General features: G+C 47.6%; 23 protein-coding genes. 18 read left to right on the plus strand and 5 right to left on the minus strand.

Going from position 1 to position 24,877, the window contains the following annotated elements; genetic code table 11:
• Positions 1–61: 61 nt before the first annotated feature.
• From msbA to FJ444_RS05420, 5 genes are read left to right on the plus strand one after another with little or no spacing between them, the layout of a single operon-like run.
• A complete protein-coding gene (gene msbA / locus FJ444_RS05400) occupies positions 62–1,804 on the plus strand; it encodes a lipid A export permease/ATP-binding protein MsbA (protein ID WP_140956891.1) in 1,743 nt (580 codons plus the stop codon).
• A gap of 3 nt (positions 1,805–1,807) precedes the next feature.
• Complete coding sequence (lpxK, locus tag FJ444_RS05405) at positions 1,808–2,821, plus strand: tetraacyldisaccharide 4'-kinase (protein WP_255439032.1); 1,014 nt, start codon at positions 1,808–1,810, stop codon at positions 2,819–2,821.
• A gap of 9 nt (positions 2,822–2,830) precedes the next feature.
• The gene (locus FJ444_RS05410; RefSeq protein ID WP_140956892.1) at positions 2,831–3,037 is read left to right on the plus strand and encodes a Trm112 family protein; all 207 of its coding nucleotides are present in this window, start codon (positions 2,831–2,833) and stop codon (positions 3,035–3,037) included.
• Positions 3,038–3,040: 3 nt separating this feature from the next.
• Positions 3,041–3,796 carry a 3-deoxy-manno-octulosonate cytidylyltransferase gene (gene kdsB, locus FJ444_RS05415; RefSeq protein ID WP_140956893.1) on the plus strand — a complete coding sequence of 252 codons (756 nt, stop codon included), beginning with the start codon at positions 3,041–3,043 and terminating at the stop codon, positions 3,794–3,796.
• Positions 3,797–3,809: 13 nt separating this feature from the next.
• Entirely contained in the window at positions 3,810–4,469 is a 660-nt protein-coding gene (locus FJ444_RS05420; RefSeq protein WP_140956894.1) for an SDR family oxidoreductase, read from the plus strand.
• A 105-nt stretch (positions 4,470–4,574) separates the two neighbouring features.
• Here the strand turns inward: FJ444_RS05420 and rimO are convergent, their stop codons facing one another.
• Positions 4,575–6,017, minus strand: a complete 1,443-nt coding sequence (rimO, locus tag FJ444_RS05425) for a 30S ribosomal protein S12 methylthiotransferase RimO (RefSeq protein ID WP_140956895.1) — start codon at positions 6,015–6,017, stop codon at positions 4,575–4,577.
• A gap of 73 nt (positions 6,018–6,090) precedes the next feature.
• Between rimO and FJ444_RS05430 the strand changes: the two genes are divergently transcribed.
• Complete coding sequence (locus FJ444_RS05430) at positions 6,091–6,543, plus strand: GNAT family N-acetyltransferase (protein WP_140956896.1); 453 nt, start codon at positions 6,091–6,093, stop codon at positions 6,541–6,543.
• A gap of 6 nt (positions 6,544–6,549) precedes the next feature.
• Positions 6,550–7,047, plus strand: a complete 498-nt coding sequence (locus tag FJ444_RS05435) for a DUF2919 family protein (protein WP_140956897.1) — start codon at positions 6,550–6,552, stop codon at positions 7,045–7,047.
• 63 nt (positions 7,048–7,110) lie between these two features.
• Here the strand turns inward: FJ444_RS05435 and FJ444_RS05440 are convergent, their stop codons facing one another.
• On the minus strand, positions 7,111–7,518 hold the full coding sequence (locus FJ444_RS05440) for a hypothetical protein (protein WP_140956898.1): 408 nt from the start codon (positions 7,516–7,518) through the stop codon (positions 7,111–7,113).
• Between the two features lie 81 nt (positions 7,519–7,599).
• Positions 7,600–8,373, minus strand: coding sequence for a tRNA cyclic N6-threonylcarbamoyladenosine(37) synthase TcdA (tcdA, locus tag FJ444_RS05445; protein WP_140956899.1), 774 nt, complete (start codon positions 8,371–8,373; stop codon positions 7,600–7,602).
• Positions 8,374–8,454: 81 nt separating this feature from the next.
• Here tcdA and lhgO point away from each other — a divergent pair, with 81 nt between their 5' ends.
• The 5 genes from lhgO (at position 8,455) to FJ444_RS05470 (ending at position 14,613) form a co-directional block, all read left to right on the plus strand.
• Positions 8,455–9,657: an L-2-hydroxyglutarate oxidase gene (gene lhgO / locus FJ444_RS05450; protein ID WP_140956900.1), complete on the plus strand. Its 1,203-nt coding sequence runs from the start codon at positions 8,455–8,457 to the stop codon at positions 9,655–9,657.
• A 124-nt stretch (positions 9,658–9,781) separates the two neighbouring features.
• Positions 9,782–10,714 (plus strand): glutathione S-transferase family protein, encoded by a 933-nt coding sequence (locus tag FJ444_RS05455; protein ID WP_140956901.1) that lies wholly within the window; start codon positions 9,782–9,784, stop codon positions 10,712–10,714.
• Positions 10,715–10,717: 3 nt separating this feature from the next.
• Positions 10,718–11,560 (plus strand): pirin family protein, encoded by an 843-nt coding sequence (locus FJ444_RS05460; RefSeq protein ID WP_140956902.1) that lies wholly within the window; start codon positions 10,718–10,720, stop codon positions 11,558–11,560.
• 162 nt (positions 11,561–11,722) lie between these two features.
• Positions 11,723–13,135, plus strand: a complete 1,413-nt coding sequence (locus FJ444_RS05465) for a mannose-1-phosphate guanylyltransferase/mannose-6-phosphate isomerase (RefSeq protein WP_140956903.1) — start codon at positions 11,723–11,725, stop codon at positions 13,133–13,135.
• 17 nt (positions 13,136–13,152) lie between these two features.
• A complete protein-coding gene (locus tag FJ444_RS05470; RefSeq protein WP_140956904.1) occupies positions 13,153–14,613 on the plus strand; it encodes a phosphomannomutase CpsG in 1,461 nt (486 codons plus the stop codon).
• Positions 14,614–14,694: 81 nt separating this feature from the next.
• On the opposite strand, the gene FJ444_RS05475 is transcribed toward FJ444_RS05470, so the two are convergent.
• Together FJ444_RS05475 and FJ444_RS05480 are read right to left on the minus strand one after the other, a co-directional pair.
• Entirely contained in the window at positions 14,695–15,114 is a 420-nt protein-coding gene (locus tag FJ444_RS05475) for a DUF3429 domain-containing protein (RefSeq protein ID WP_140956905.1), read from the minus strand.
• Positions 15,115–15,356: 242 nt separating this feature from the next.
• Positions 15,357–16,637: a citrate synthase gene (locus FJ444_RS05480; protein WP_140956906.1), complete on the minus strand. Its 1,281-nt coding sequence runs from the start codon at positions 16,635–16,637 to the stop codon at positions 15,357–15,359.
• 431 nt (positions 16,638–17,068) lie between these two features.
• Between FJ444_RS05480 and sdhC the strand changes: the two genes are divergently transcribed.
• The 6 genes from sdhC to odhB all read left to right on the plus strand — a co-directional run bounded on the left by sdhC (position 17,069) and on the right by odhB (position 24,742).
• Positions 17,069–17,443 (plus strand): succinate dehydrogenase, cytochrome b556 subunit, encoded by a 375-nt coding sequence (sdhC, locus tag FJ444_RS05485; RefSeq protein WP_140956907.1) that lies wholly within the window; start codon positions 17,069–17,071, stop codon positions 17,441–17,443.
• Positions 17,437–17,784 carry a succinate dehydrogenase, hydrophobic membrane anchor protein gene (gene sdhD, locus FJ444_RS05490; protein WP_140956908.1) on the plus strand — a complete coding sequence of 116 codons (348 nt, stop codon included), beginning with the start codon at positions 17,437–17,439 and terminating at the stop codon, positions 17,782–17,784. The genes sdhC and sdhD overlap by 7 nt, the downstream gene beginning before the upstream one ends.
• A 1-nt stretch (position 17,785) precedes the next feature.
• The gene (gene sdhA / locus FJ444_RS05495; protein WP_140956909.1) at positions 17,786–19,558 is read left to right on the plus strand and encodes a succinate dehydrogenase flavoprotein subunit; all 1,773 of its coding nucleotides are present in this window, start codon (positions 17,786–17,788) and stop codon (positions 19,556–19,558) included.
• A gap of 13 nt (positions 19,559–19,571) precedes the next feature.
• A complete protein-coding gene (locus FJ444_RS05500; RefSeq protein ID WP_140956910.1) occupies positions 19,572–20,282 on the plus strand; it encodes a succinate dehydrogenase iron-sulfur subunit in 711 nt (236 codons plus the stop codon).
• A 146-nt stretch (positions 20,283–20,428) separates the two neighbouring features.
• Positions 20,429–23,251, plus strand: coding sequence for a 2-oxoglutarate dehydrogenase E1 component (locus FJ444_RS05505; protein WP_140956911.1), 2,823 nt, complete (start codon positions 20,429–20,431; stop codon positions 23,249–23,251).
• A gap of 9 nt (positions 23,252–23,260) precedes the next feature.
• On the plus strand, positions 23,261–24,742 hold the full coding sequence (odhB, locus tag FJ444_RS05510) for a 2-oxoglutarate dehydrogenase complex dihydrolipoyllysine-residue succinyltransferase (RefSeq protein ID WP_140956912.1): 1,482 nt from the start codon (positions 23,261–23,263) through the stop codon (positions 24,740–24,742).
• The last annotated feature ends 135 nt before the right edge of the window (positions 24,743–24,877 follow it).

Raw genomic sequence — 24,877 nt, forward strand, 5'->3', positions numbered from 1 at the left:
ATTAGTGAATTGACCATATAACAGGTACAATACGCGCGATTTATTCTGATATTAGTGTGCTATGCAACCAAACAGCTCTACAGATTTGCCAACAAAACGTTTTTTTTCCTATCTGCGTGATTACAAGCTCGCATTTGTTGCTGCGTTTTTTGGCATGGTTGGCTATTCTGCCATCGACACGTTTGTGATTTCTCAGGTTCAACCGGTGATTGATCAGGCTTTGAACAAACAAGACTTTGATTATCTTAGAATGGCCGCGTATCTGGTTGTGCCGGTGTTTATGTTGCGGGGCATTTTCAATTTTCTGGGCAGTTACGCATTAAGCTGGATAGGATCACAGGTTGTGATGAAAATGCGCCAGCAACTGTTCGCTAAATACATTAGTTTGCCAGTGAGTTATCACGATCAGCAGTCAAAGGGCAATCTGATATCCAAAGTGATTTACGACACCGACCAAATTGCCGGGGCGTCAAGTAAGGCACTAGCCGTACTGGTGCGAGAAGGGGCGTTGGTGGTGGGGATCTTGTTGTGGATGTTCTATCTCTCATGGCAGTTATCCCTGGTATTCCTGTTCGTTGGGCCAGTCGTTGCCGTGGTGGTGTCATTTGTGACCAAGCGGTTTCGCAAAGTGAGTCGCAGCATTCAACAGTCTATGGGCAGCCTTACCAGTTCAGTTGAACAGGTAGTAAAGGGCCACAAAGTGGTGCTGATGTTCGGCGGCCAGAATAAAGAACAGCAGCGTTTTGCTCAAAAGAGCAATAGTAACAGACAGCAAAATATGAAGCTGGCGGTCACTCAAACACTCAGTGTGTCGACTATTCAGGTTATTGCATCCCTGGCACTCGCAGTGGTTTTGTATATTGCCAGTACGCCTGGGTTATTGGCCGATCTTACTGCTGGTACGTTTGTGACTATCGTCTTCTACATGGTGATGCTGCTAAAACCCCTTAAGCAGCTCACTACCGTTAACAGCGAGTTTCAAAAAGGTATGGCGGCGTGTCAGAGTATCTTTGCGGTACTTGATGAGCAGCCGGAAACCGATAACGGTAAGCTGGAAGCAGGACGTGTGTCGGGTGATATTCGATTTAACGATGTTATCTTTACTTATCCGGGTAAATCCCAGCCAGCCATCAACCAAATCAGTATGCATGTACCTGCTGGAAGCAGTGTCGCGCTGGTGGGACGGTCGGGAAGCGGTAAGTCGACGTTGTCATCGTTAATCACACGTTTTTATTTGCCACAACAGGGCAGTATTCAGATTGATGAGACAGATATTAACGCTTTTACTCTTGCTTCCCTTCGCAAGAATATTGCGCTGGTGTCGCAGCAGGTAACGTTATTCAACGACACCATTGCCAATAATATTGCTTATGGCGTAAGTGAATCGGTTACTCGCCAGCAGATTGAGCACGCTGCCCGATTGGCGCATGTAATGGAATTTGCTGATCAAATGGAGCAGGGCCTGGATACTATGGTGGGGGAAGATGGTGCCAGTTTGTCTGGCGGTCAACGCCAGCGTGTGGCGATTGCTCGGGCGCTGTTGCTCGATGCACCCATTCTCATCCTGGACGAGGCTACGTCAGCGCTTGATACCGAATCCGAAAGAATGATCCAGGACGCGCTGGAGCGTCTGCAGCAAAACCGTACCAGTATTATTATTGCCCATCGTCTGTCTACTATCGAAAATGCAGATCAAATTCTGGTCGTTGATCAGGGAAAAGTGGTGGAATGCGGCCAACACCAGCAGTTGTTGGCGGCCGGCGGTGCCTACGCGCAATTACACGCCATGCAATTCGGGGAATAGCCAGTGAATTGGATTACCCGAATGTGGTATCAGGGAGCCTGGTACCAATGGTTGTTTTTGCCACTGAGTGCAGTATTTGCCGTGATAAGCGGTCTGCGACGCTGTTTTTTCCAACGCGGGTGGTTCAAACAAACGCGTGTTGGTGTGCCTGTTATTGTGGTCGGGAACATCAGCGTGGGAGGAAATGGAAAAACTCCGTTAGTCGTTGCCCTTTGCGATGCACTTAAACAAGCCGGGTTTCGCGTTGGTGTAGTCAGCCGCGGCTACGGGGCTAAAGCAACCCATTTTCCATTTGATGTTAACCCTGATCTTAGCAGCGATATGACCGGTGACGAGCCGTTACTTATCGCCAGGCGCTGCGGTGTGCCTGTTGTGATTGACCCGGTACGTCCACGTGGCGCAAATCACCTGATTTCGCAACACCAGTGTGATGTGATTATCAGTGATGATGGGTTGCAACATTATGCCCTTGCAAGAGATATTGAACTGGTTGTCGTGGATGGCCGCTTGTTCGGTAACGGAAAACTGATGCCTATGGGGCCGCTAAGAGAGGGAATGTGGCGTTTATCTGCGGTGGATGCCATTATTTTTAATAAGGGTAGCGCAGAGGTAAACATACCTGCCGAGCTTTCGCGATTTAATCCTATTCCCATGCGTTTTACGCCGGGCGATTTAATCAATGTGAAGCATTCTGAAATGCAAATACAAGTGAGTGAACTTGCCCTGCGTAATCAGCACATTAGTGCAATGGCAGGCATTGGCGATCCGCAACGCTTTTTTACCCAACTGGCGCAGATGGGACTGACTGTATCAAACACGATTGCGCTGCCTGATCACCACGCCATTACGATTGCAGATATCCCTGCAGGTACCGTAATTATGACCGAAAAAGATGCGGTAAAAGTGAGTAACATCGCCCATGATGATTGTTGGTACCAGCCGGTTTCGGCATCTATGCCAGACGATTTTTATACTAATATTATTGAACAACTGCGCCGCTTTATGCAGCGCCATTAAGGATGTAACATGGCATTCGATAGAAAACTACTGGATGTAATAGCCTGTCCCGTGTGTAAAGGGAAGTTGCTGTTTGCACAACATCAAAACGCAGACGCGTTGATTTGTCGCTTTGATCGGCTGGTTTACCCACTGCATGATGGGATCCCGGTTCTGCTGGAAGAGCAGGCGAGCAGTATTTCTCTGGAACAACTCGAGGCACTGAAAAAGGGGTAAAGCATGGCTTTTACTGTAGTGATACCGGCCCGCTACCAGTCTACGCGTTTTCCTGGCAAACCACTGGTAGATATTCTGGGTAAGCCGATGATTCAGCACGTTGTTGAACGAGCGCAAGAAGCGGGTGCGAGTGCGGTGATTGTTGCCACAGACGACCAGCGCATTGCCTCGGTTGCCAGTAAATTTGCCGATGTAGTGATGACAGATGCTGCACATACATCGGGTACCGAGCGCATCGCAGAAGTAGTGCGCAGCAGGCAAATACCCGATGACACTATAGTGGTGAATGTTCAGGGTGACGAGCCTTTTGTACCTGCCGGGAATATTCAGCAGGTAGCCGCTAATTTGGCATCCAGTAAAACCTGGCAAATGGCTACGCTTTGTACAGAAATTCATACTGCCGCGGAAGTACTCAACCCCAATGTAGTAAAAGTGGTTGCATCTGCCAGTGGTAGAGCCATGTATTTTTCCCGCTCGGTGATACCTTTTGCGCGGGACACCATGATGGCGCAGCCTGTCAGTGTGGATCCCACGCTGTATCGTCGTCATATTGGACTTTACGCTTATCGCGCCCAGTATATTAAACAATATGTAAGCTATGCACCTTCTGCCCTGGAACATATTGAATCGCTGGAGCAACTGAGGGCGTTGTGGAACGACGATGCGATTCATGTAGAACTGGCAAAGTTTCCACCACCAGTGGGTATTGATACGCCGGAAGATTTAGTCGCTTTGTTAGCGACATTAAGCGCGCGGTAAACGGGAGATAATCTTGAACGTAGTCATAACAGGCGCCAATCGCGGCATTGGGCTAGCCTTAGCAAAACAATTAATAGCTGCCGGTCACGCAGTATACGGTCTATGCCGCAATAGTTCAGATGCCTTAACGCAAAGCGGTGCAACCGTAATTGACGGTGTTGATGTAGGGAATCCCGATACCCTTCCAGCCAGTTTGCAGGGCCTGAAGAATGTGAGCATTGATCTGCTGATAAACAATGCCGGCGTGCTGGCCCGTGAGAGTGTTAGCGACTGGCAACCCAATACTATTGATTATCAGTTTCGGGTTAATGCAATGGGCCCATTATTGGTGACTCAGTGCTTGCTTGAAAACTTGCGCTCAGGCGCAAAAGTCGCGTTGATCACCAGCCGTATGGGATCCATGGCTGACAACAGTTCCGGCGGGTATTATGGTTATCGTATGAGCAAAGCCGCGCTGAATGCCGCCGGTGTCTCGCTGGCAAAAGATTTGGCGCCTCGTGGTGTTGCTGTGGGATTGTTTCATCCTGGCTTCGTGCAAACCGATATGGTGGGTGGTCAGGGGGATGTGGATGCGGATACCGCAGCGGCCAGATTAATCGACAGAATAAACGAATTGACCCTGGACAATGCTGGCAGTTTTATTCATGCCAATGGTGGTGAACTTCCCTGGTAATAAAAGAGCCGCTTAATATGACGCTAAGCGGCTGTTGTTTCATGTCGCATAATGCCCTAGCGGGTCAACCTAGCGGGTCAACCTAGCGGGTCAACCTAGCGGGCTTTACTCTGCGTCCTCTTCAAACGCGTCGTCCTGATCGTCTGACATAACGGCCCACATGTCGTGTTCATTGGTATGGATCACTTCTGCCCATACACGTTGGCCTGGCTGAACATCATAAACGCCATTTAAATGCACAACGCCATCTACTTCAGGCGCATCGGCATAGCAACGTCCTACCGCACCTTCAGCGTCAACGGAATCAATCACAATTTGGTACTCTTGCCCTACGCGAGCTTTTAACCGTGCCGCGCTAATTTCGCTTTGCACCGCCATAAAGCGCTCCAGACGAGCTTGTTTCACGTCTTCATCAACCGGGTTGGGTAAATCGTTGGCAACTGCGCCCTCAACCGGTGAATAAGCGAAACATCCAACGCGATCCAGCTCAGCCTCGCGGATAAACTCCAGTAACTCTTCAAATTCTTCTTCTGTTTCACCAGGGAAGCCTACGATGAAAGTAGAGCGAATGATCAACTGCGGGCATTGCTCGCGCCATTTTTTAATACGCTCAAGTGTGCGTTCTGCGCTGCCTGGGCGTTTCATGAGTTTAAGAATACGCTTGTTGGCATGCTGAAATGGAATATCCAAATACGGCAGAATTTTCCCTTCATTCATCAGTGGGATTAAATCGTCAACATGCGGGTAGGGGTATACATAGTGCAAACGCACCCACATGTCCATTTCGCCTAGCTTTTGGCAGAGTTGCAGCAAATGGGTTTTAACCGGCATGCCGTCCCAAAAACCCGTGCGATGTTTTACGTCAACACCATATGCACTGGTATCCTGAGAAATAACCAGTAACTCGCTCACCCCTGCATTTTTTAATCGCTTGGCTTCATCCAGAATTTCGCCTACCGGACGACTTACCAAATCGCCACGCATTGACGGGATAATGCAGAAGGTACAACGATGGTTACAGCCTTCAGATATCTTTAAATAAGCGTAGTGGCGGGGCGTGAGTTTTACACCGTGATCCGGAATCAAATGCTCAAACGGGTTATGGCTCGGTTTGGGCAGGTGTTCGTGCACCTGATTTACCACTTCCTCATAAGCATGCGGACCGGTGATTGCCAGTACATTGGGATGTACTTCGCGAATGTCATTTTCCTTGATGCCCAGACACCCGGTAACAATTACTTTGCCGTTTTCCTTTAATGCTTCACCAATGGTATCCAGAGATTCCTGCACCGCAGCGTCAATAAAACCACAGGTATTTACAATAACCAGATCCGCATCATTATAGGTTGGTACAACGTCATACCCTTCGGTGCGCAATTGGGTAAGAATACGTTCTGAATCTACCAGATTTTTGGGGCAACCCAATGAAACAAACCCTATGCGCGATTGATTTTCGCCAGTCTGAGCGGATGCCGCCGCTTCGGCCAGCACGGCTTTCGGTGCATCCAGTGTAGTGGTTTGTTTGGGGTCAAATTTTTCAACGGTCATAAAGATTGGCTTTCTGAATATCTTTGGTAAGCTACAAAGCGCGAAGTATAGCAAATTTCTTTATTAAAAACCTATGAAGGATCACGAATTGTCTGCTGTTGAATGTGTTATTCCCGCTACACTTCAGGATGTTCCGCTACCTGATGTCAGTCGTGTTATGCAGTACTTGCGGCCCCAGTTTTCTGTTGACGAATTAAGTAGTGCTATTGTTCGTCAATGGCAGTCTGGTTACCGCCTGGCAGTGGCCTATTGTGATGGGTTGGTCGTGGGAGTGGCCGGTTTTGTGCTGGGCGAAAAACTGGCCTGGGGCAAGCATATGTATATTGATGATCTGGTGGTCGACGAGTCCATGCGCAGTAAAGGCATTGGCGATGCGTTATTGCAATGTTGTCAGACACACGCAGAGTCCCATGGGTGTGTATCGCTGCATCTCGATTCTGGTACGCAGCGAACCCGGGCCCATGGTTTTTATTTTGCCCATGGCATGCCGATTTCTAGCTTTCATTTTAATAAATCGATTGGGTAGTGTTAGGTGAGTATTCCGCTACCACTGCATTGTTACGACGAGGCTGGCGTGGTCTTGCCGCCGGCCTGGTGGTATGGTTTTTTGGCCTTTGGTGCGAGGGACCTGTTGTTTGTGCTGCTGATCAGCGCATTGCCGGAAGAAGCCGATACCTTGTTTAAACTGGTTTTTGTTCATAGCAACTGGTTAGTTTGGCAATTGCTGGTTTCGGTTCCCTTTCTGTTGGTTTTTGTGCTTACCAGTTTTCGTGCCCGTTTATGGCAAAAGCAAAAGGTAAAATGGCGACGTTGGTTAAAGCCTCTGTGCTGGGTTGGTATAGTCAGCCAGTTGTTGGCAGTGTCGATGTTTATCCTGAAAACCGGTGGTCAGTTTAATGTGTACTACGGGAGCATTTTTATCGGGTTGTCGATAATGGCATACATGCTGGCAAAAAGCCGACATGTAAACATTATGATTGAAGACTGGCAGTTTTTACCGGGTGTAAGAACGGAGCAAACAAGCAGATGATTGCGGGTCTGCCAGACCCGCGTTATTGCGCATACATAATTGTGTATGGTAATGCAAAATCACTTATTGCGTGTTATTGGCGATCGCCTGATCAAAATACGCTTTTACTGAAATTGCACTGTTGTTAACTAACCGTTCGTAACAAATACCGGCGAAAGCATAGGAAAATTCGCCAATGGCCAGCGCCACAAAAGGGGCTTTTTCATCGGAAGTGTCGTATCGCCACTGACCCCCTGTAAGACTGCGCATCACTTCACCAATATAGGCGCCATAGATATTGCACAAAGTGAAAACGGCTTCATCTTCCAATGCCTGATCCTGATATCTGGCAACAAAAGCCAGTAGCAAGTCGTCTACCAATATAATGCTGTCGGCACTGTAATCCAGTGTGACATTGAAAATTTCTTTACTGGTATCTACAGCATCCTGCGCGCTGTCTTTCATTAATGTTTCTAATTCTTGTTGGTTCATTCGCGGGCTTCCTGTTTGAGTGTCGTTCCGCAACAGCAGTATTAACCGATTGTGCGCGACAAGCGCTAAAATGTCGAGTTCCTATGCGCCGGTAAGTTTGTTTATCATGCGCGCAGCGGCAATCATACCGAAGCTGGCTGTCACTGCAACTGAGGCACCAAATCCAGAAGCGCAATCTAATCGCGTACTGCCTTCTTCCAGCGATTTGTTAAAGCATACCGAACCATCTGGCTGTGGATACCGAAGCTGCTCTGTGGAATAAATGCAATCAATACCAAATTTACGCTTTGGATTTTTGCTAAATCCATACTGTCGTCGCAACAAATTGCGCAGTTTCGCTGCCAGCGGATCCTGAATGGTTTTTGCCAGGTCGCCACACGTAATTTGTGTAGGGTCTATCTGTCCGCCCGCACCACCCACAGTGACAACAGGGATTTTATTGCGTTTACAATAATAAATAATGCTGGCTTTAGCGGTAACGGAATCTGTTGCTTCAATGACACCGGTGAAATTACCGTTCAGATGCGTCATAACGGTATCCGGTGTGACAAAATCTTCAATTGCCTCAACGTTGCAATCGGGGTTGATTTGCCTGATACGTTCGGCCATCACGGTTACTTTGGGAGAGCCGACAGTATCGCGCAGCGCATGGATTTGACGATTGGTATTAGTTACGCAAACATCGTCCAAATCAAACAAAGTAATGGCGCCCACGCCGGTTCTTGCGAGCGCTTCTGCACTCCATGAACCCACACCACCAATACCAATAACGGCAATGTGTGCTTTGGCGATCTGTTGCTGACGTTCACTTCCATACAGGCGAGTAATGCCGCCAAACCGCTCCTGATAGGTCATATTTTTACCTTTGAAATTGTTGCAGAGAACTGGTGCTCAGGTACTATCGGGTTGAGTTTACCATTTTTCAATGATTTGCCCATGTCTGCATTTGATTTTGTAATAATTGGAGCGGGTATTATAGGTGCTGCCGTCGCTCATGAGTTAAGCCTGAGAAAACCCGGTTGCCGGGTGTTGTTGTTAGACAAAGCGGAGAGGGCAGCGAGTCATCAGACTGGCAGAAACTCAGGTGTGATACATGCGGGGGTCTACTATGCACCTGGAAGCCTGAAAGCAACATTTTGCAGACAAGGTTTGGAAGATACCCTGGCGTTTTGTAAGCAACATCAATTACCGTTTGAACAGTGTGGTAAGTTATTGGTGGCTACTGATAACCGCGAACTTGAGGCTATGCAGTCGCTGTTTGAACGGTGCGAGCATAATGATCTTCAGCCCGATATGCTTAGCGCTGCTCAAATCAGACAAAAAGAACCTAACATACGGGCAGTTGGTGGTTTTTTAGTAAAGCAAACCGGGATCACTGACTATCAGGCGATAACTTGCTGTTTGTTGTCTCTGGCTGCTAAACATGCCCGGCTGGATGTGCGTTACCAGCATCAGGTTACCAGTGTACAAGAACTCGGTGATTGTGTGCAGGTTTGCGCTGAAACACCTGCGGGAAAAGCGAGTTTTCAGGCTGATTTCTTAATAAATTGCGCCGGCATTTACAGTGATGAGATTATAAAAAGTCAGGGGTTGGCGTGCGATTTTCGCATGTTGCCATTTCGTGGAGAGTATTTTCGTCTGGTCGATAAATACAACGCCGTTTCCTCGCATTTGATCTATCCCATACCCGATCCAAACATGCCGTTTCTGGGTGTTCATTTAACTAAGATGGTTGGTGGTTACACTACAGTCGGCCCAAATGCAGTGCTAGCCACCGGCAAAGAAGTGTACAGCGGCATTTTTTCCCGGGACGCCCAATGGCGCGGCGTTTTTGGCAAGCCGGATGTTTGGAAATTGTTATGGTGTTATCGCAAGGCAGCGGTAAAAGAACTGTCCTCGTCAATGTCTAAAACTTATTACGCCAGGTTAGTCAGTCGTTATTGTCCCGGCATTACTGCTGCTGATTTTATGCCGTATCGGGCGGGGATACGAGCTCAGGCGGTAGATAGACAAGGCAATTTAATTCACGACTTTAAATTTGTTTCTTCACCGCTAACACTGCATGTGGGCAATGCTCCGTCACCCGCCGCAACCAGTGCCATGCCCATTGCGCGGGAAATTGTGTCGCGGTTATTCTAATCTTTCGAATAATCAGTCCCAGTATTACGTTAATAGTGTGAAGCGATATTGTGCTGAAATACGCGCAGAGACTGACAATACTCAACGTTTTTAAGCCGCAATTAGGATCTGAGCAGGAGGGGACATGGGATTACTTGTAGAGGGTACCTGGCACGACAAGTGGTACGACACCAAAAGCACTGACGGTAAATTTGAGCGTCAAGCATCACGGTTTCGCTCACCCATTTCTTCGGATGGTGACTTTGCGCCAGAAAGTGGCCGGTACCATCTCTATGTGTCGCTGGCTTGCCCGTGGGCGCATCGCACATTGATCATGAGGGCGCTGAAAGGTCTTTCAGCGCATCTTTCGGTATCGATTGTTAACCCCAAAATGCGCGAACATGGCTGGACGTTTTTGCCGTATCCCGACTCAACCGGCGATATGCTTTATGGTCATCAGTACCTCTATCAGCTTTATCAGCAAGTAAACCATTCTATTACCTCGCGGGTGACCGTGCCTGTGTTATGGGATACCCGTACGCGTCAAATCGTAAATAATGAATCGGCTGACATTATTCGTTTTTTCAACAGCGCATTTAACCAGATTACTGGTAACAGTGACGATTACTATCCAGAAGTACTGCGTGCAGAAATTGATGCGGTTAACGATTGGATTTACCACGATATTAATAATGGCGTTTATAAGGCCGGATTCGCTACCGAGCAGCGCGCTTATGAGCAAGCGGTAAAAACACTTTTCCTGGCATTAGAGAGAGTTGAAGCCATCTTACAAACTCAATCGTATTTGGTAGGTAATCGATTTACTGAAGCGGATATCAGGTTGTTTACCACGCTCATTCGTTTTGACCCTGTTTATCATGGCCACTTTAAATGCAATGTGAAACAGATAAAAGACTATCCGGCAACGTATGAATACATGAAGCGAATTTACCGCATGCCAGGGATTGCGCCAACGGTGAACATGGATCACATTAAAACGCATTATTATTTTAGTCATACCATGATCAATCCTACTGGCGTGGTGCCGGTTGGACCTGCGCTGGCCTTATGGGAGTAAGTAATGTCAATCAGAAGTGTTAAACAGGTAGTGCAAGGCGCACAAACCCAGGACGGAGCAGGGGTGAGTTTAACCCGCATTATTGGTCAGCCGGTATTGCGGCATCTCGACCCTTTTTTGATGCTGGATTTTTTTGGTTCAGATAAACCCAATGAATACATCGCGGGTTTTCCGCCACATCCGCATCGAGGATTTCAAACCGTTACTTACATGCTACAGGGCAAAATGCGCCATAAAGACTCGGTTGGCAATGAGGGGCTAATTGAAACCGGTGGGCTGCAATGGATGAATGCCGGACGCGGTATTATTCATGAAGAAATGCCCGAACAAACCGATGGGTTACTAAAAGGGTTTCAATTGTGGGTGAATTTACCTGCCAAAGACAAAATGTCGGTACCCGGATACCAGGATATTCCTGCATCTGAAGTGCAAACCGTTGCGCTTAACGAAGAGGTCTCCGCCAAGGTATTGGCAGGGCAGCTTGCAGGGATAAGTGGCCCGGTAAAAACGGCAAAAGTGTCGCCATTGTTTATTGATATTCACTGGCAGGCGCAATCCCAGGTAACCTTTCCTGTTACCCGGGGTCACAACGCGTTTATATATTGCTACGAAGGGTGTGTGTCTATTGCAGGCCAAGCCCTGCCTGCGGGTAGGCTTGCCGTGTTAAGTGACGGTGATGAAGCCTTACTGGACTGCGGTACAGACCAACACCTCAGTGGTAAAGCTATTCTGGTGGCAGCGCAGCCCATTGGCGAACCCATCGTACAATACGGCCCGTTTGTAATGAATACGCAGTTAGAGATTCAACAGGCATTGTTTGACTATCAGCGCGGTGTGCTTGCCTAAAAATTCAACTTTTAACAAAAAAACGCGAAGAAAGTCGCTTTTACCGGTTTCTTATGTTGATTGGCCTGCCAGCCTTGATTAACATGGTATGAGGAATTAAAACAGCAGGGGGTACGTTCAACGTTGCTACACCCTGCTTGTGTCATATCAACAGGAATACAAATGAAACCAGTCGTATTAGCCGGTGGATCTGGCAGCCGTTTATGGCCAAAATCGCGTGCAGCTCTGCCAAAGCAATTTCTTGCGCTTACCTCAGACCAAACCATGTTACAGGACACCCTGATTCGTTTATCGGGTACAGATGCATCGCAACCCATTGTGATTTGTAACGATGCGCATCGCTTTTTGGTTGCTGAGCAACTGCGTCAGATGCAAGGCGAACACGGTGGTATCATTCTGGAACCTGTGGGACGCAATACGGCTCCAGCAATAGCGCTAGCTGCACTGCACGCCACTCAAAATGGTGAAGATCCGGTATTGTTAATACTGGCAGCCGACCACCTGATTAAAAACAAAGTGGCCTTTCACAAAGCCGTTGCCGAAGCCAATGTGCTGGCAGTAGAGGGGCATTTGGTTACGTTTGGTATTGTGCCGGATCAACCACACACTGGCTATGGCTACATTAAAGGTGGTAATGCTATTGGCAATGGCCTCAAAGTAGAGCAGTTTGTTGAAAAGCCGAATTTAGCCACCGCTCAGGAATATGTCGCTTCAGGTAATTACTTCTGGAATAGCGGCATGTTCATGTTTAAAGCCAGTGCCTATTTAGCTGAACTGAAAAAATACGCGCCTGATATGCTGGCCATTTGCGAAAAGGCCATTGAATCCGAAAGTAAGGATTTGGACTTTATTCGCATCGACCCTGAGATTTTTGCTACCTGTCCGGATGATTCTATCGATTATGCGGTGATGGAAAAGACAGAACACGCAGCTATGATCCCGCTGGATGCTGGTTGGTCAGATGTGGGTAGCTGGTCTTCATTGTGGGAAACTGCCGATAACAAAGACGCTAATGGCAACGTAGTGGTTGGCGACGCCATACTGGAAGGTGTAAATAACAGTTACATCAATGCAGAAGAGCGACTGATTTCTGTTGTGGGTCTGAATGATGTTGTTGTGGTGGAAACCAAAGATGCGGTTATGGTTGCCCATAAAGACAAAGTGCAAGACATCAAGAATGTAGTGAACAAGTTAAAGGCGGAAAAACGCCCGGAATTCCAGTTTCACCGCGAAGTATTCCGTCCCTGGGGAAGTTATGACTCCATTGATAATGGCAAGCGCTTCCAGGTTAAACGCATTACGGTAAAACCGGGTGAGAAACTATCGGTACAAATGCATCATCACCGGGCTGAGCACTGGATTGTTGTATCAGGTACCGCCAGTGTGACTATTGGTGAAACCACACAGTTGGTTACTGAAAATGAGTCGGTTTATATTCCTATTGGCGAAATACATGCATTGGAAAATCCCGGCAAGATCCCACTGGAGCTGATTGAAGTGCAGTCTGGTGCTTATTTGGGTGAAGATGACATTGTGCGTTTCTCCGACCGCTATGGTCGCACCGAGTCTAAATAACAAGGGTTTTGCAGTATATGAGTAAACCAATTACCTGTTTTAAAGCTTACGATATTCGAGGAGAGCTCAATAGTCAGCTCAATGAAGAAGTGGCTTATCGTATCGGTTACGCTTTTGCCGAAGAGTTAAGTGCCAAAACCGTGGTCGTAGGCGGCGATGTGCGTTTGACATCACTGCCGTTAAAACTCGCTTTGAGTGCCGGTTTAATTGATGGTGGCGCCACCGTAACCGATATCGGCATGGCGGGTACGGAAGAAATTTACTTCGCAACCAAGCATCTGGGAGTGGATGGCGGTATTGAAGTAACGGCCAGCCACAACCCCATTAACTACAATGGCATGAAATTAGTTAAAGCCGGCTCAGTACCCATTAGTGGTGATACCGGGTTGAATGCAATTAAAGACCGCGCAGAGCTGTTGGATGATACCTATGTTGCGGAGCGTCTGGATTTCTATGCAAAAAGCGCAAAGATAGATGCAGACGCGTTTTACGCGGGTAAGGCACATATTGCTACGGATATTCTGTCTGAAACCGGCAAGTATCATCGTCATGCCAATATGGACGCTTACGCGTCTCATATTTTATCGTATGTGGATATCAACAAATTTACCCCGCTTAAAATTGTCACTAATGCTGGTAATGGCGCGGCCGGTGCGGCACTGGATGCGCTGGAGAAAAAGTTACGCGATAAAGGTGTACCTATTGAATTTGTGAAAGTGCATCACCATCCGGATGGCACATTCCCGAATGGAATTCCTAATCCGCTATTGCCTGAAAACCGAGCCGATACCGCTAATGCGGTAATTGAGCATGGTGCCGATTTCGGTATTGCATGGGATGGCGATTTTGATCGCTGCTTCCTGTTTGACGCAGATGGCAATTTCATTGAAGGTTACTACATTGTTGGTTTGCTGGCACAGGCTTTCCTGGATAAAGACAGTGACAACAAAATTATTTACGACCCCAGGGTATACTGGAATACCGAAGACATTATTCTTCATGCTGGTGGCACAGCGATCAAAAGCAAAACGGGTCACGCCTTTATAAAAGAGCGCATGCGCCTGGAAGATGCAATTTATGGGGGCGAAATGAGTGCTCACCATTACTTCCGTGATTTCGCATACTGTGACTCAGGTATGATCCCATGGTTGCTGGTAGCTGAGTTGTTGTGCACGAAGCAAAAGTCGCTTGCATCGCTGGTGGAAGAGCGTATTGCAGCATTCCCGTCGTCGGGTGAAATTAACAGTAAACTCAAAGATGCCGACGCAGCATTACAGCGGGTATTAGACAAGTATCAGCCCCTGGCAGACGTCATTGACGAAACTGACGGGATTGGGCTTGAGTTTGGCAACTGGCGATTTAACTTGCGCAAATCAAATACTGAACCGGTGATCCGTTTGAATGTTGAGTCTAAAGGCGATATTCCGCTAATGGAAGCGAAAACAGAAGAACTATTGGCCCTGATACGAGCTGAATAAGCTTTTATGTATTAAACAAAGAGCCCCGTACGCAAGCGCGTATGGGGCTTTTTATTTGGGGTGTTATACGAATTGGTATTATTACCGGGCAAAAATCATTACGGCATGTGACAGCACAACAACAGTGGTTAAGGTCATGCGTAATTTGGTGTATTCCACCACCATGTCTTTTGGCAAGGTAAGCACTTGTTTGTCATAAAACAATATTAACAAGTAACTTATACTTAACACACCGAGTGCCCAATGTGCCCCGGTCTGGCTGAGGCAAATCCAGCCTATTATGGTTGGCAGCATTGCCACATATAACTGATGACCGGTTCTTTTGCTGCTAACTGCATCATACCAGTGAATACCGCCAAAAAAAGACAGTAAAACAGCAGAGTATTGTGTGAATAAAATGTAAATTAATGTGCTGGGATATACTTGTGTAAACAAGGCAATGTTAAGTGCCAGGAAGGGCACAAGGCCCGCGTATCCGAGATATTTAGCCTGAGAGTTCATGATGATAATGATTCGTTTATAACTAATTAATTATATATATTACATTTGTTTCTAATATGTTGCACAAAGTGCATAAGAAACAGTCAATTTGTGGCGAAAAAACGCGCTATAAAATGAATATTTTGATAGCAGTAATCTAAATAAAACATACTTCCAGGTACTGATTTACGATCATTTTGATGGATTATTTATCACTGCCATAAAAAAAGGCCCAGTTAAGGGCCTTTTCAGAATAAACGCTGTTATCTCTTTAACGGCGTGTATGGGCGTTCCGTGTGACCAGTGTATAACTGACGAGGACGACCAATCTTCTGACCTGGATCAGACATCATTTCATGCCAGTGTGAAATCCAGCCTACAGTTCGAGACAGAGCGAAGATACACGTAAACATGTTGGTAGGAATACCAATGGCTTTCAGAACGATACCAGAGTAGAAATCTACGTTCGGGAACAATTTCTTCTCTGCGAAGTAAGGGTCTTCAAGTGCAATACGCTCAAGCTCCATTGCTACGTCGAGTAATGGATCCTGAACATTCAGTTCTTTCAGTACTTCGTGGCAGCTTTCACGCATCACGGTTGCACGTGGATCGTAGTTTTTGTAAACACGGTGACCAAAGCCCATCAGTCGGAATGGGTCATTCTTGTCTTTCGCACGAGCAATGAACTCAGGAATGCGATCAACCGTACCTATTTCTTCCAGCATTTGTAAACATGCTTCGTTAGCACCGCCGTGTGCAGGGCCCCACAGTGACGCAACACCTGCTGCAATACATGCATAAGGGTTTGCGCCAGAAGAACCTGCCAAACGAACAGTAGACGTAGACGCATTTTGTTCGTGGTCAGCGTGCAGTGTGAAGATACGGTCCATCGCGCGTTCTACAGCCGGGCTGATTTTGTAATCTTCAGCAGGTACTGAGAACATCATGTTCAGGAAGTTAGCTGCGTAACTTAAATCGTTACGCGGATAAACAAATGGCTGCCCGATATTGTATTTATAGCACATAGCTACCAGAGTAGGCATTTTGGCAATTAAACGGTGGGCGCAGCGGATACGCATATCGGCATTCGATACGTCTAAATCGCTGTGATAGAAAGAAGACATCGCGCCCACAGTACCGTTCAACATCGCCATAGGGTGGGCGTCGTTGCGGAAACCGTGGAAGAACATATTAATTTGTTCGTGCACCATGGTGTGGCGCTTAATAGTGTTCTCAAATTTTTCGTATTCTTCTAAATTAGGGGCGTCGCCATGCAGCAGCATGTGACAAACCTCAAGGTAGTTTGCGTCACGCGCCAATTCCTCGATGGGGAATCCGCGGTGTAGCAATACACCTTTATCGCCGTCAATATACGTGATGGAAGACTCGCAAGATCCAGTCGCCAAAAAACCCGGGTCGTATGTGAAATAGCCGTGTTTGCCAAGGGCGCGAATGTCAATAACATCCTGTCCGGCTGTTCCGGACAAAATAGGAAGTTCTATTTCCTTGTCGCCCGCTTTCAGAATGGCTTTTTGATCTGCCATAGTTGCTCTCCTCAGAAATTTTCTTTATCAGGATGACACTCAAAATTGAGCTATCCGGTGGGAAAAGTGGCGTATTTTTACTTTATTATGCGGTATCAAGTCAATTTTATTGCTTATATTGCACATAAATATTCTAGATTGTCTGAGATTATAATGCCGAAGTCTAGCGAAAGATCAGTTTCCTGGTGTTGTCTGCGCGACCTACGACTAATGTCCTAATACCACACAAAAAATTGTAATTATACTAGGTCGTGGATATACTCTGCGTACTTGAATTTACGCGGCTATCTGTTGTGTAAATTAGGTAATAAAACATTCACAAAATGTTAACAACTCAGCGGATGAGACAATTAACTTAGTAACAATCAAAATCACTCTGTCAGGACTAATTACGAGAGTGGTTATCCCTACGGATAAAACAGGCAAAAATTGTGAAAAAGCAAAGACCAGTAAATTTAGATCTCCAAACCATCAAATTTCCTCCCTCTGCTATTTCGTCGATTCTTCATCGTGTAACAGGCGTTGCAATGTTTTTCGCATTGCTGTTTGTGATCTGGGCATGGGCCGTTTCGGTATCATCTCCAGAAGGCTTTGCTAACGTGCAGGCCATGATGGACGGATTGATCGGAAAAATCATTGCAATCGGTACTGCTTCAGCACTGACTTACCACATTCTTGGCGGTATCCGTCATGGGATTATGGACATGGGTCACTGGGAAGAGTTGGAATCTGGCAATCTCAGCGCGCAAGTTGTGATTGGCCTGTGGATTGTTCTGACATTAGTATTAGGGGTTGCACTATGGTAACGAATCAGGCAAGCATCAAGCGCAACGGCGTACAAGATTACGTATCATTGCGTGCCACCGCATTAATTATTGCGTTATACACCTTTTTTATTGCTGGTTTCTTTATCACTACCGATGAAGTGACTTTCGACGTATGGCACGGTCTGTTTTCTGGCCTGGCTATGAAAGTATTCACACTTGCTGCTTTGGTTTCCATCATGATCCACGTTCGCATTGGCCTGTGGCAGGTGCTGACCGACTACGTGAAACCAGCCGGACTGCGCGCCATCATTCAGTACGTACTGAACATTATCGCGTTTGTGTACGTAGCAGTAGGTTTGTTTGTTTTGTGGGGAGTGTAAGATGAGTTTACCCGTTCATGAATTTGACGCCGTCGTTATTGGCGCCGGCGGTGCAGGTATGCGCGCAGCACTGCAAATTTCGCAGTCTGGCAAATCCTGTGCATTATTATCTAAAGTATTTCCAACCCGTTCTCACACAGTATCCGCTCAAGGTGGTATTACCGTTGCGTTAGGTAACTCTCACGAGGACAACTGGGAATGGCACATGTATGACACTGTAAAAGGGTCAGATTACATTGGCGACCAGGACGCCATTGAATACATGTGTAAAACAGGTCCGGAAGCCATTATCGAAATGGAAAACATGGGTCTGCCATTTTCACGTTTTGAAAACGGTAAAATTTATCAGCGTCCGTTTGGCGGTCAGTCTAAGAACTTCGGTGGCGAGCAGGGCGCTCGAACTGCAGCAGCTGCCGACCGTACTGGTCACGCGTTACTTCACTTGCTGTACCAGCAAAACGTAAAAAATAAAACGAAGGTATTCAGCGAATGGTATGCACTTGATCTGGTCAAAAACCAGGATGGTGATGTTGTAGGTTGTACGGCAATCGATATTGAAACCGGTGAAGTAGTTTACTTCAAGTCTAAAGCCGTTGTGCTGGCAACTGGTGGTGCAGGACGTATCTTCGCGTCAACAACCAACGCTCACATTAACACTGGCGACGGTGTTGGTATGGCACTGCGCGCTGGCGTGTGTGTCCAGGACATGGAAATGTGGCAATTCCACCCAACGGGTATCGCAGGTGCCGGTACACTGGTAACTGAAGGTTGCCGTGGCGAAGGTGGTTACCTGTTGAATAAAGATGGTGAGCGTTTCATGGAGCGTTATGCACCAAACGCAAAAGACCTGGCTGGTCGTGACGTTGTTGCCCGTTCAATGATGACCGAAATTCGTGAAGGTCGTGGTTGTGAAGGTCCGTGGGGCACACACATTAAACTTAAGCTGGATCACCTGGGTAAAGAAGTGCTTGAGTCACGTCTGCCCGGTATTCTGGAATTGTCTCGTACGTTTGCTCACGTTGACCCGGTTAAAGAACCTATTCCGGTTATTCCAACCTGTCACTATATGATGGGTGGTATTCCAACTAACGTTGATGGTCAGTGCTTAACACTGGACGAAAACGGCAAAGACAAAGTGGTTAACGGTTTGTTCGCCTGTGGTGAGATTGCCTGCGTGTCTGTACACGGTGCTAACCGTCTGGGTGGTAACTCATTACTCGACCTCGTTGTATTTGGTCGTGCGACAGGTCTGCATCTGGGTGCTAAACTTGACGAAATCGCGCCTAACCGCGAAGCATCTGCATCTGATCTTGATGCGGCGATGGCACGTTTCAATCGTTGGGAAAGCTCAGAAAAAGGTAAGGGTGAAGATCCGGTTCAAATTAAGAAAGACCTGCAAAAATGTATGCAGCTTAACTTCTCGGTATTCCGCGAAGGTGAAGCAATGGCTGAAGGTCTTGAGCAGCTTAAAGAGATTCGCGAGCGTCTTAAGTCTGCACGTCTTGATGACAAGAGTTCAGACTTCAATACACAACGTATCGAATGTTTAGAACTGGATAACCTGATGGAAACTGCGTACAGCACGGCTGTAGCTGCAAACTTCCGTACAGAGAGCCGTGGAGCGCACAGCCGCTTTGACTATCCGGATCGCGATGACGAGAACTGGTTATGTCACAGTGTATACAACCCGGCTACTGAAGGCATGGTTAAACGTGAAGTCAATATGGCGCCTAAGCTTCGTGAAGCCTTCCCGCCTAAAGTACGTTCATACTAAGAGGGGTTAGACGATGCAATTAAGTTTTTCGGTATACCGTTACAATCCTGAGGTAGATAACGCACCTCGCATGCAGGATTACACCCTGGAAGTGGAAGAAGGCCAGGATATGATGGTGCTGGATGCGCTGTTGTTGTTGAAAGAACAGGATCCAACGTTATCATTCCGTCGTTCTTGTCGTGAAGGTGTTTGTGGCTCAGACGGCATGAACATGAACGGTAAGAATGGTCTGGCATGTATTACACCGCTGTCTGCGCTTGGCAAGGGCAAGCTGGTAATTCGTCCATTACCGGGTCTGCCAGTGGTGCGTGACCTGGTAGTAGATATGACTCAGTTCTACACCCAGTACGAGAAAATCAAGCCGTTCCTGATTAACGACGACAAGCAGCCGCCAGCAAGAGAGCATCTGCAGTCTCCGGAAGAGCGTGCTAAACTTGACGGGTTGTACGAGTGTATTCTGTGTGCTTGCTGTTCAACCTCTTGTCCTTCTTTCTGGTGGAATCCGGATAAGTTTATTGGACCTGCTGGTTTGCTGCACGCATACCGCTTCCTTATCGACAGCCGTGATACGGCTACCGATGAGCGTTTGAACGACCTTGATGATGCCTTTAGCGTATTCCGCTGTCACGGTATCATGAACTGTGTAAGTGTTTGTCCGAAAGGACTAAACCCAACGAAAGCAATCGGCCAGATTAAGTCGATGCTTTTACAACGGGCTGTTTAGCAATTTTAACTCTGATTGCCTGCGGGTAAACAGTGTGTAATGCGTAAATGGCCATCCTATTGGGGTGGCTATTTTTTTGTACAGGAGCGAGGGACACGAGTCCGTTGTTCCTATTTCATGTAATGACAACCTAGCAAGGCACAATAATGCAAGAAAGCGTGATGAAAGCGTGGTGGGACTCATCGCACATGGCGGGTGCCAATGCTGCCTATGTGGAAGCATTGTACGAAGCCTATCTGGATGACCCGCAAAGTGTCTCCGAATCATGGCGGCAAACCTTCGACGCCTTACCCAAGGTGGAAGGGGTAGAACTTGAAAGCAACCATAGCCTGATCAAAGAGCAATTCAAAAAGCTGGCTTCACTGGGGCCCATGGCCCGCGTCAGAGGATCCGTTCCCACGACGACAAGCAATCAGTCTGATGAAAAGCAGGTCAGAGTTCTCCAGTTAATCAATGCCTATCGATTCCGTGGACACCAGCACGCTAACCTTGACCCATTAGGATTATGGCATCAGGAACGAGTCAGAGATCTTGAGTTGTCTCACCACAACTTATCTGATACTGATTTCGATACAGTGTTTAACGTAGGTTCGTATGCAATTGGCAAAGAAACCATGCCATTGGGCGAGCTGTTTAAATCGTTAAACCGCACTTACTGCAGCTCAGTGGGTGCAGAGTACATGCACATCACTGACACTGAACAAAAACGCTGGTTACAACAGCGCATTGAGTCAGTAGAAGCGCGTCCGCAAATTAACCGCGAAGAAAAAATCAGTATCCTTAAAGGTCTGGTTGCCGCTGATGGTATGGAAAAATACCTGGGTGCAAAATTCCCTGGCGCGAAACGATTCTCGCTGGAAGGTGGTGACGCGTTAATTCCAATGCTGAAAGGCCTGATAACGGCTGCCGGTACTCAAGGTACTAAAGAAGTCGTAGTGGGCATGGCTCACCGCGGTCGTTTGAACGTACTGGTAAACGTACTGGGTAAAAACCCATCGGTACTGTTTGATGAATTCTCTGGTAAACACGATGAATCACTGGGTGCCGGTGACGTAAAATACCACGCTGGTTATTCATCTGACTTTGCTACTCCGGGCGGAAACGTGCACCTGGCATTGGCGTTTAACCCGTCGCACCTTGAAATCGTTAACCCTGTAGTTATGGGTTCGGTACGCGCGCGTTTAGACCGTCGTGACAACGATAGCAGTAAAGTACTGCCGGTGACGATCCACGGTGACTCGGCAATTGCAGGTCAGGGCGTGGTTCAGGAAACCTTCAACATGTCACAAACCCGTGGCTTTGCTGTTGGTGGAACGGTTCGTATTGTTATTAACAACCAGGTTGGTTTTACTACATCACGTACCGACGACACGCGTTCAACGCAGTATTGTACCGATATCGCTAAGATGGTGCAGGCACCAATTTTCCACGTTAATTCAGACGACCCGGAAGCGGTGATGTTTGTAACCAAACTGGCGTTGGATTTCCGCAACAAGTTCAAACGCGATGTGGTAATTGATTTAGTGTGTTACCGTCGTCATGGTCACAACGAATCAGACGAACCTAATGCAACTCAACCGCTGATGTATCAGAAGATCAAAAAGCACCCTGTGCCGCGTGAATTGTACGCAGATCAACTGATCGCAGAAGGCGTGATTGGCGAAGTTGAATCGCAAAAACTGATCGATGACTACCGTGCTGCACTTGATCACGGTGCCTGTGTTGTTGAAGAATGGCGTCCGATGACTGAGCATTCAGTAGACTGGCGTCCGTTCCTTGGGCATGACTGGGATACGCCTTATGATGCCTCAATCAGTGTCGAGCACTTAAAAGAGCTTGGCGAAAAAGTGACTAATTATCCAGCCACTCACAAGCTGCATTCACGTGTAAACAAGGTTTATCAGGACCGTAAGGCGATGGTGGCCGGTGAGCGTATGCTTGACTGGGGTATGGCTGAAATTCTGGCCTATGCGTCAATCGTAGAGGCCGGTACCAGCATTCGTATGACGGGTCAGGATTCCGGCCGTGGAACCTTCTTCCATCGTCACGCGGTGCTGCACAACCAAAAAGATGCTGCAGCTTATATGCCTCTGCAACACATCAGCGAGGATCAGGGTCCAATCGAGATATACGACTCTGTATTGTCTGAAGAAGCGGTAATGGCCTTCGAGTACGGCTATGCAACTGCCGAGCCGACCTGCCTGACTATTTGGGAAGCGCAGTTTGGTGACTTTGCTAACGGTGCCCAGGTAGTATTCGACCAGTTCTTATGTTCTGGCGAAGCGAAGTGGGGCCGTTTATGTGGTCTGACTGTATTGCTTCCTCACGGCTATGAGGGCCAGGGACCTGAGCACAGTTCTGCGCGTCTTGAGCGTTTCCTGCAACTTTGTGCAGATCACAACTGGCAAGTGTGTGTACCTTCTACACCAGCGCAGGTCTTTAATATGCTGCGTCGTCAGGTTATCCGCCCAATGCGCAAGCCACTTATCGTTATGTCACCTAAATCGTTGCTGCGTCATCCGTTGGCGGTTTCTTCACTGGAAGAATTGTCTGACGGTATTTTCCACAACGTCATTGGTGAAGTAGACGAACTTGATCCGGCAGGCGTGAAACGTGTGGTGATGTGTTCTGGTAAGGTGTACTACGATCTGTTGGATCAACGCCGTAAAAATGAACAAACCGACGTTGCGATTATTCGTCTGGAACAGCTGTATCCTTTCCCACAAGAAGAATGTGCGAAGATTGTAGCTGAATACAGCCATGTTAAAGATTGGGTTTGGTGTCAGGAAGAGCCACAAAACCAGGGTGCCTGGTACTGTAGCCAACATCATTTCTGGCAGGTAATTCCTGATGGTGCCAAATTGACTTATGCCGGTCGCGCTGCTTCAGCGTCACCAGCAGTAGGTTACTTATCCGTTCACAACCAGCAACAAAAAGCACTGGTTGAAGACGCTCTCACGATTAAATAAGGAACAAAGATGACAATTGAGATTAAAGTTCCGGTTCTACCCGAGTCAGTTGCCGACGCCACGATTGCAACCTGGCACGTAAAAGCCGGTGATGCAGTAAAACGTGACCAGAATCTGGTAGACATTGAGACTGACAAGGTAGTGCTGGAAGTTGTTGCACCTGCAGACGGTGTAATCGGTGAGATTATCAATGAAGAAGGCGCCACGGTGCTGGGCGAGCAAGTGATTGCCAAGCTGGAAGAGGGCGGCGCTGCCAAAGCTGCACCTGCAGCAAAAGCGGCGCCAGCAAAAGCAGAAGCGCCTGCAGCAACCGGCGCAACAGTAGACATTAAAGTGCCTGTTCTGCCTGAATCCGTTGCCGATGCAACCATTGCTACCTGGCACGTTGCGCCAGGTGAAAAAGTATTACGCGACCAGAACCTGGTTGATATCGAAACCGATAAAGTAGTACTGGAAGTAGTTGCCCCTGCGGATGGTTCGCTGTCTGAAATTCTGGCAGACGAGGGTGCTACAGTAACCGCAGAGGCGGTTATTGCTAAGTTCGTGGAAGGTGCGGGCGCTGCAGCACCTGCGGCAGCTGTAGCTGAAGAAGCCGATGAAGAAAACGATGCGTTAAGCCCATCAGTGCGTCGTTTGTTGGCTGAAAAAGGCGTTGATCCTGCTAAAGTGAAAGGGTCTGGCAAAAATGGCCGCATCACTAAAGAAGACGTAGAGCAATACCTGAAAGGTGGAAGCACACCAGTAGCAGCAAAAGCACCAGTAGACGAAACACCTGTTGTTTCTGCGGGTGAGCGTTCTGAGAAGCGCGTTCCTATGACGCGTTTGCGCAAGACGATTGCAAACCGTCTGTTGGAAGCGAAAAATTCAACTGCTATGCTGACTACGTTCAACGAAGTGAACATGAAGCCGATCATGGACCTGCGTCAGCAGTACCAGGACAGCTTCGAGAAGCGTCACGGCATTCGTTTGGGCTTTATGTCTTTCTACGTGAAAGCCGTAACAGAAGCGCTGAAGCGTTATCCCGAAGTAAATGCGTCAATTGATGGCGATGATATCGTGTACCACAACTACTTCGATATCTCTATCGCAGTTTCTACGCCACGCGGTCTGGTTACGCCAGTACTGAAAGACTCAGATACACTGGGTATGGCAGGCATCGAGAAAGGCATTAAGGAACTGGCACTGAAAGGCCGTGATGGCAAATTGTCTATGGCAGAACTGCAAGGCGGTAACTTCACCATTACCAATGGTGGTGTGTTTGGTTCACTGATGTCTACGCCAATTATTAACCCGCCACAAAGCGCCATTCTGGGAATGCACAAAATCCAGGATCGTCCAATGGCCGTTAATGGCAAAGTTGAGATTTTACCAATGATGTATCTGGCACTGTCTTATGACCACCGGATCATTGATGGTAAGGAATCGGTTGGCTTCCTGGTCACCGTGAAGGAAATGCTTGAAGATCCAACACGTCTGCTTCTGGATGTGTAAGACTTTCGTAGCAAACCTATAAGTGAGGGTAATACTGTTGTATTATCCTCGCTATGCTGATGTTTGGGGACGGATATCAGTAAAGACAAATCAAGCCAGTCTGTTTACTGGCTTTCGTTTAAATAAAAATCGGAA

This window comes from Aestuariibacter sp. GS-14 (assembly GCF_006494365.1).
Classification (GTDB): Bacteria; Pseudomonadota; Gammaproteobacteria; order Enterobacterales; family Alteromonadaceae; genus Alteromonas; species Alteromonas mangrovi.

What these genes read in the sequence shown, in the direction of transcription:
- sdhA (WP_140956909.1), top strand. Translation starts at nt 17,786, where the DNA reads ATGAGTTTACCCGTTCATGAATTTGACGCCGTCGTTATTGGCGCCGGC.
- tcdA (WP_140956899.1), bottom strand. Translation starts at nt 8,373, where the DNA reads ATGACCTATCAGGAGCGGTTTGGCGGCATTACTCGCCTGTATGGAAGT.
- msbA (WP_140956891.1), top strand. Translation starts at nt 62, where the DNA reads ATGCAACCAAACAGCTCTACAGATTTGCCAACAAAACGTTTTTTTTCC.
- FJ444_RS05500 (WP_140956910.1), top strand. Translation starts at nt 19,572, where the DNA reads ATGCAATTAAGTTTTTCGGTATACCGTTACAATCCTGAGGTAGATAAC.
- FJ444_RS05440 (WP_140956898.1), bottom strand. Translation starts at nt 7,518, where the DNA reads ATGAACCAACAAGAATTAGAAACATTAATGAAAGACAGCGCGCAGGAT.
- kdsB (WP_140956893.1), top strand. Translation starts at nt 3,041, where the DNA reads ATGGCTTTTACTGTAGTGATACCGGCCCGCTACCAGTCTACGCGTTTT.
- FJ444_RS05455 (WP_140956901.1), top strand. Translation starts at nt 9,782, where the DNA reads ATGGGATTACTTGTAGAGGGTACCTGGCACGACAAGTGGTACGACACC.
- FJ444_RS05475 (WP_140956905.1), bottom strand. Translation starts at nt 15,114, where the DNA reads ATGAACTCTCAGGCTAAATATCTCGGATACGCGGGCCTTGTGCCCTTC.
- FJ444_RS05505 (WP_140956911.1), top strand. Translation starts at nt 20,429, where the DNA reads ATGCAAGAAAGCGTGATGAAAGCGTGGTGGGACTCATCGCACATGGCG.
- FJ444_RS05460 (WP_140956902.1), top strand. Translation starts at nt 10,718, where the DNA reads ATGTCAATCAGAAGTGTTAAACAGGTAGTGCAAGGCGCACAAACCCAG.
- sdhD (WP_140956908.1), top strand. Translation starts at nt 17,437, where the DNA reads ATGGTAACGAATCAGGCAAGCATCAAGCGCAACGGCGTACAAGATTAC.
- FJ444_RS05470 (WP_140956904.1), top strand. Translation starts at nt 13,153, where the DNA reads ATGAGTAAACCAATTACCTGTTTTAAAGCTTACGATATTCGAGGAGAG.
- odhB (WP_140956912.1), top strand. Translation starts at nt 23,261, where the DNA reads ATGACAATTGAGATTAAAGTTCCGGTTCTACCCGAGTCAGTTGCCGAC.
- lhgO (WP_140956900.1), top strand. Translation starts at nt 8,455, where the DNA reads ATGTCTGCATTTGATTTTGTAATAATTGGAGCGGGTATTATAGGTGCT.
- FJ444_RS05410 (WP_140956892.1), top strand. Translation starts at nt 2,831, where the DNA reads ATGGCATTCGATAGAAAACTACTGGATGTAATAGCCTGTCCCGTGTGT.
- FJ444_RS05465 (WP_140956903.1), top strand. Translation starts at nt 11,723, where the DNA reads ATGAAACCAGTCGTATTAGCCGGTGGATCTGGCAGCCGTTTATGGCCA.
- rimO (WP_140956895.1), bottom strand. Translation starts at nt 6,017, where the DNA reads ATGACCGTTGAAAAATTTGACCCCAAACAAACCACTACACTGGATGCA.
- FJ444_RS05480 (WP_140956906.1), bottom strand. Translation starts at nt 16,637, where the DNA reads ATGGCAGATCAAAAAGCCATTCTGAAAGCGGGCGACAAGGAAATAGAA.
- FJ444_RS05430 (WP_140956896.1), top strand. Translation starts at nt 6,091, where the DNA reads ATGAAGGATCACGAATTGTCTGCTGTTGAATGTGTTATTCCCGCTACA.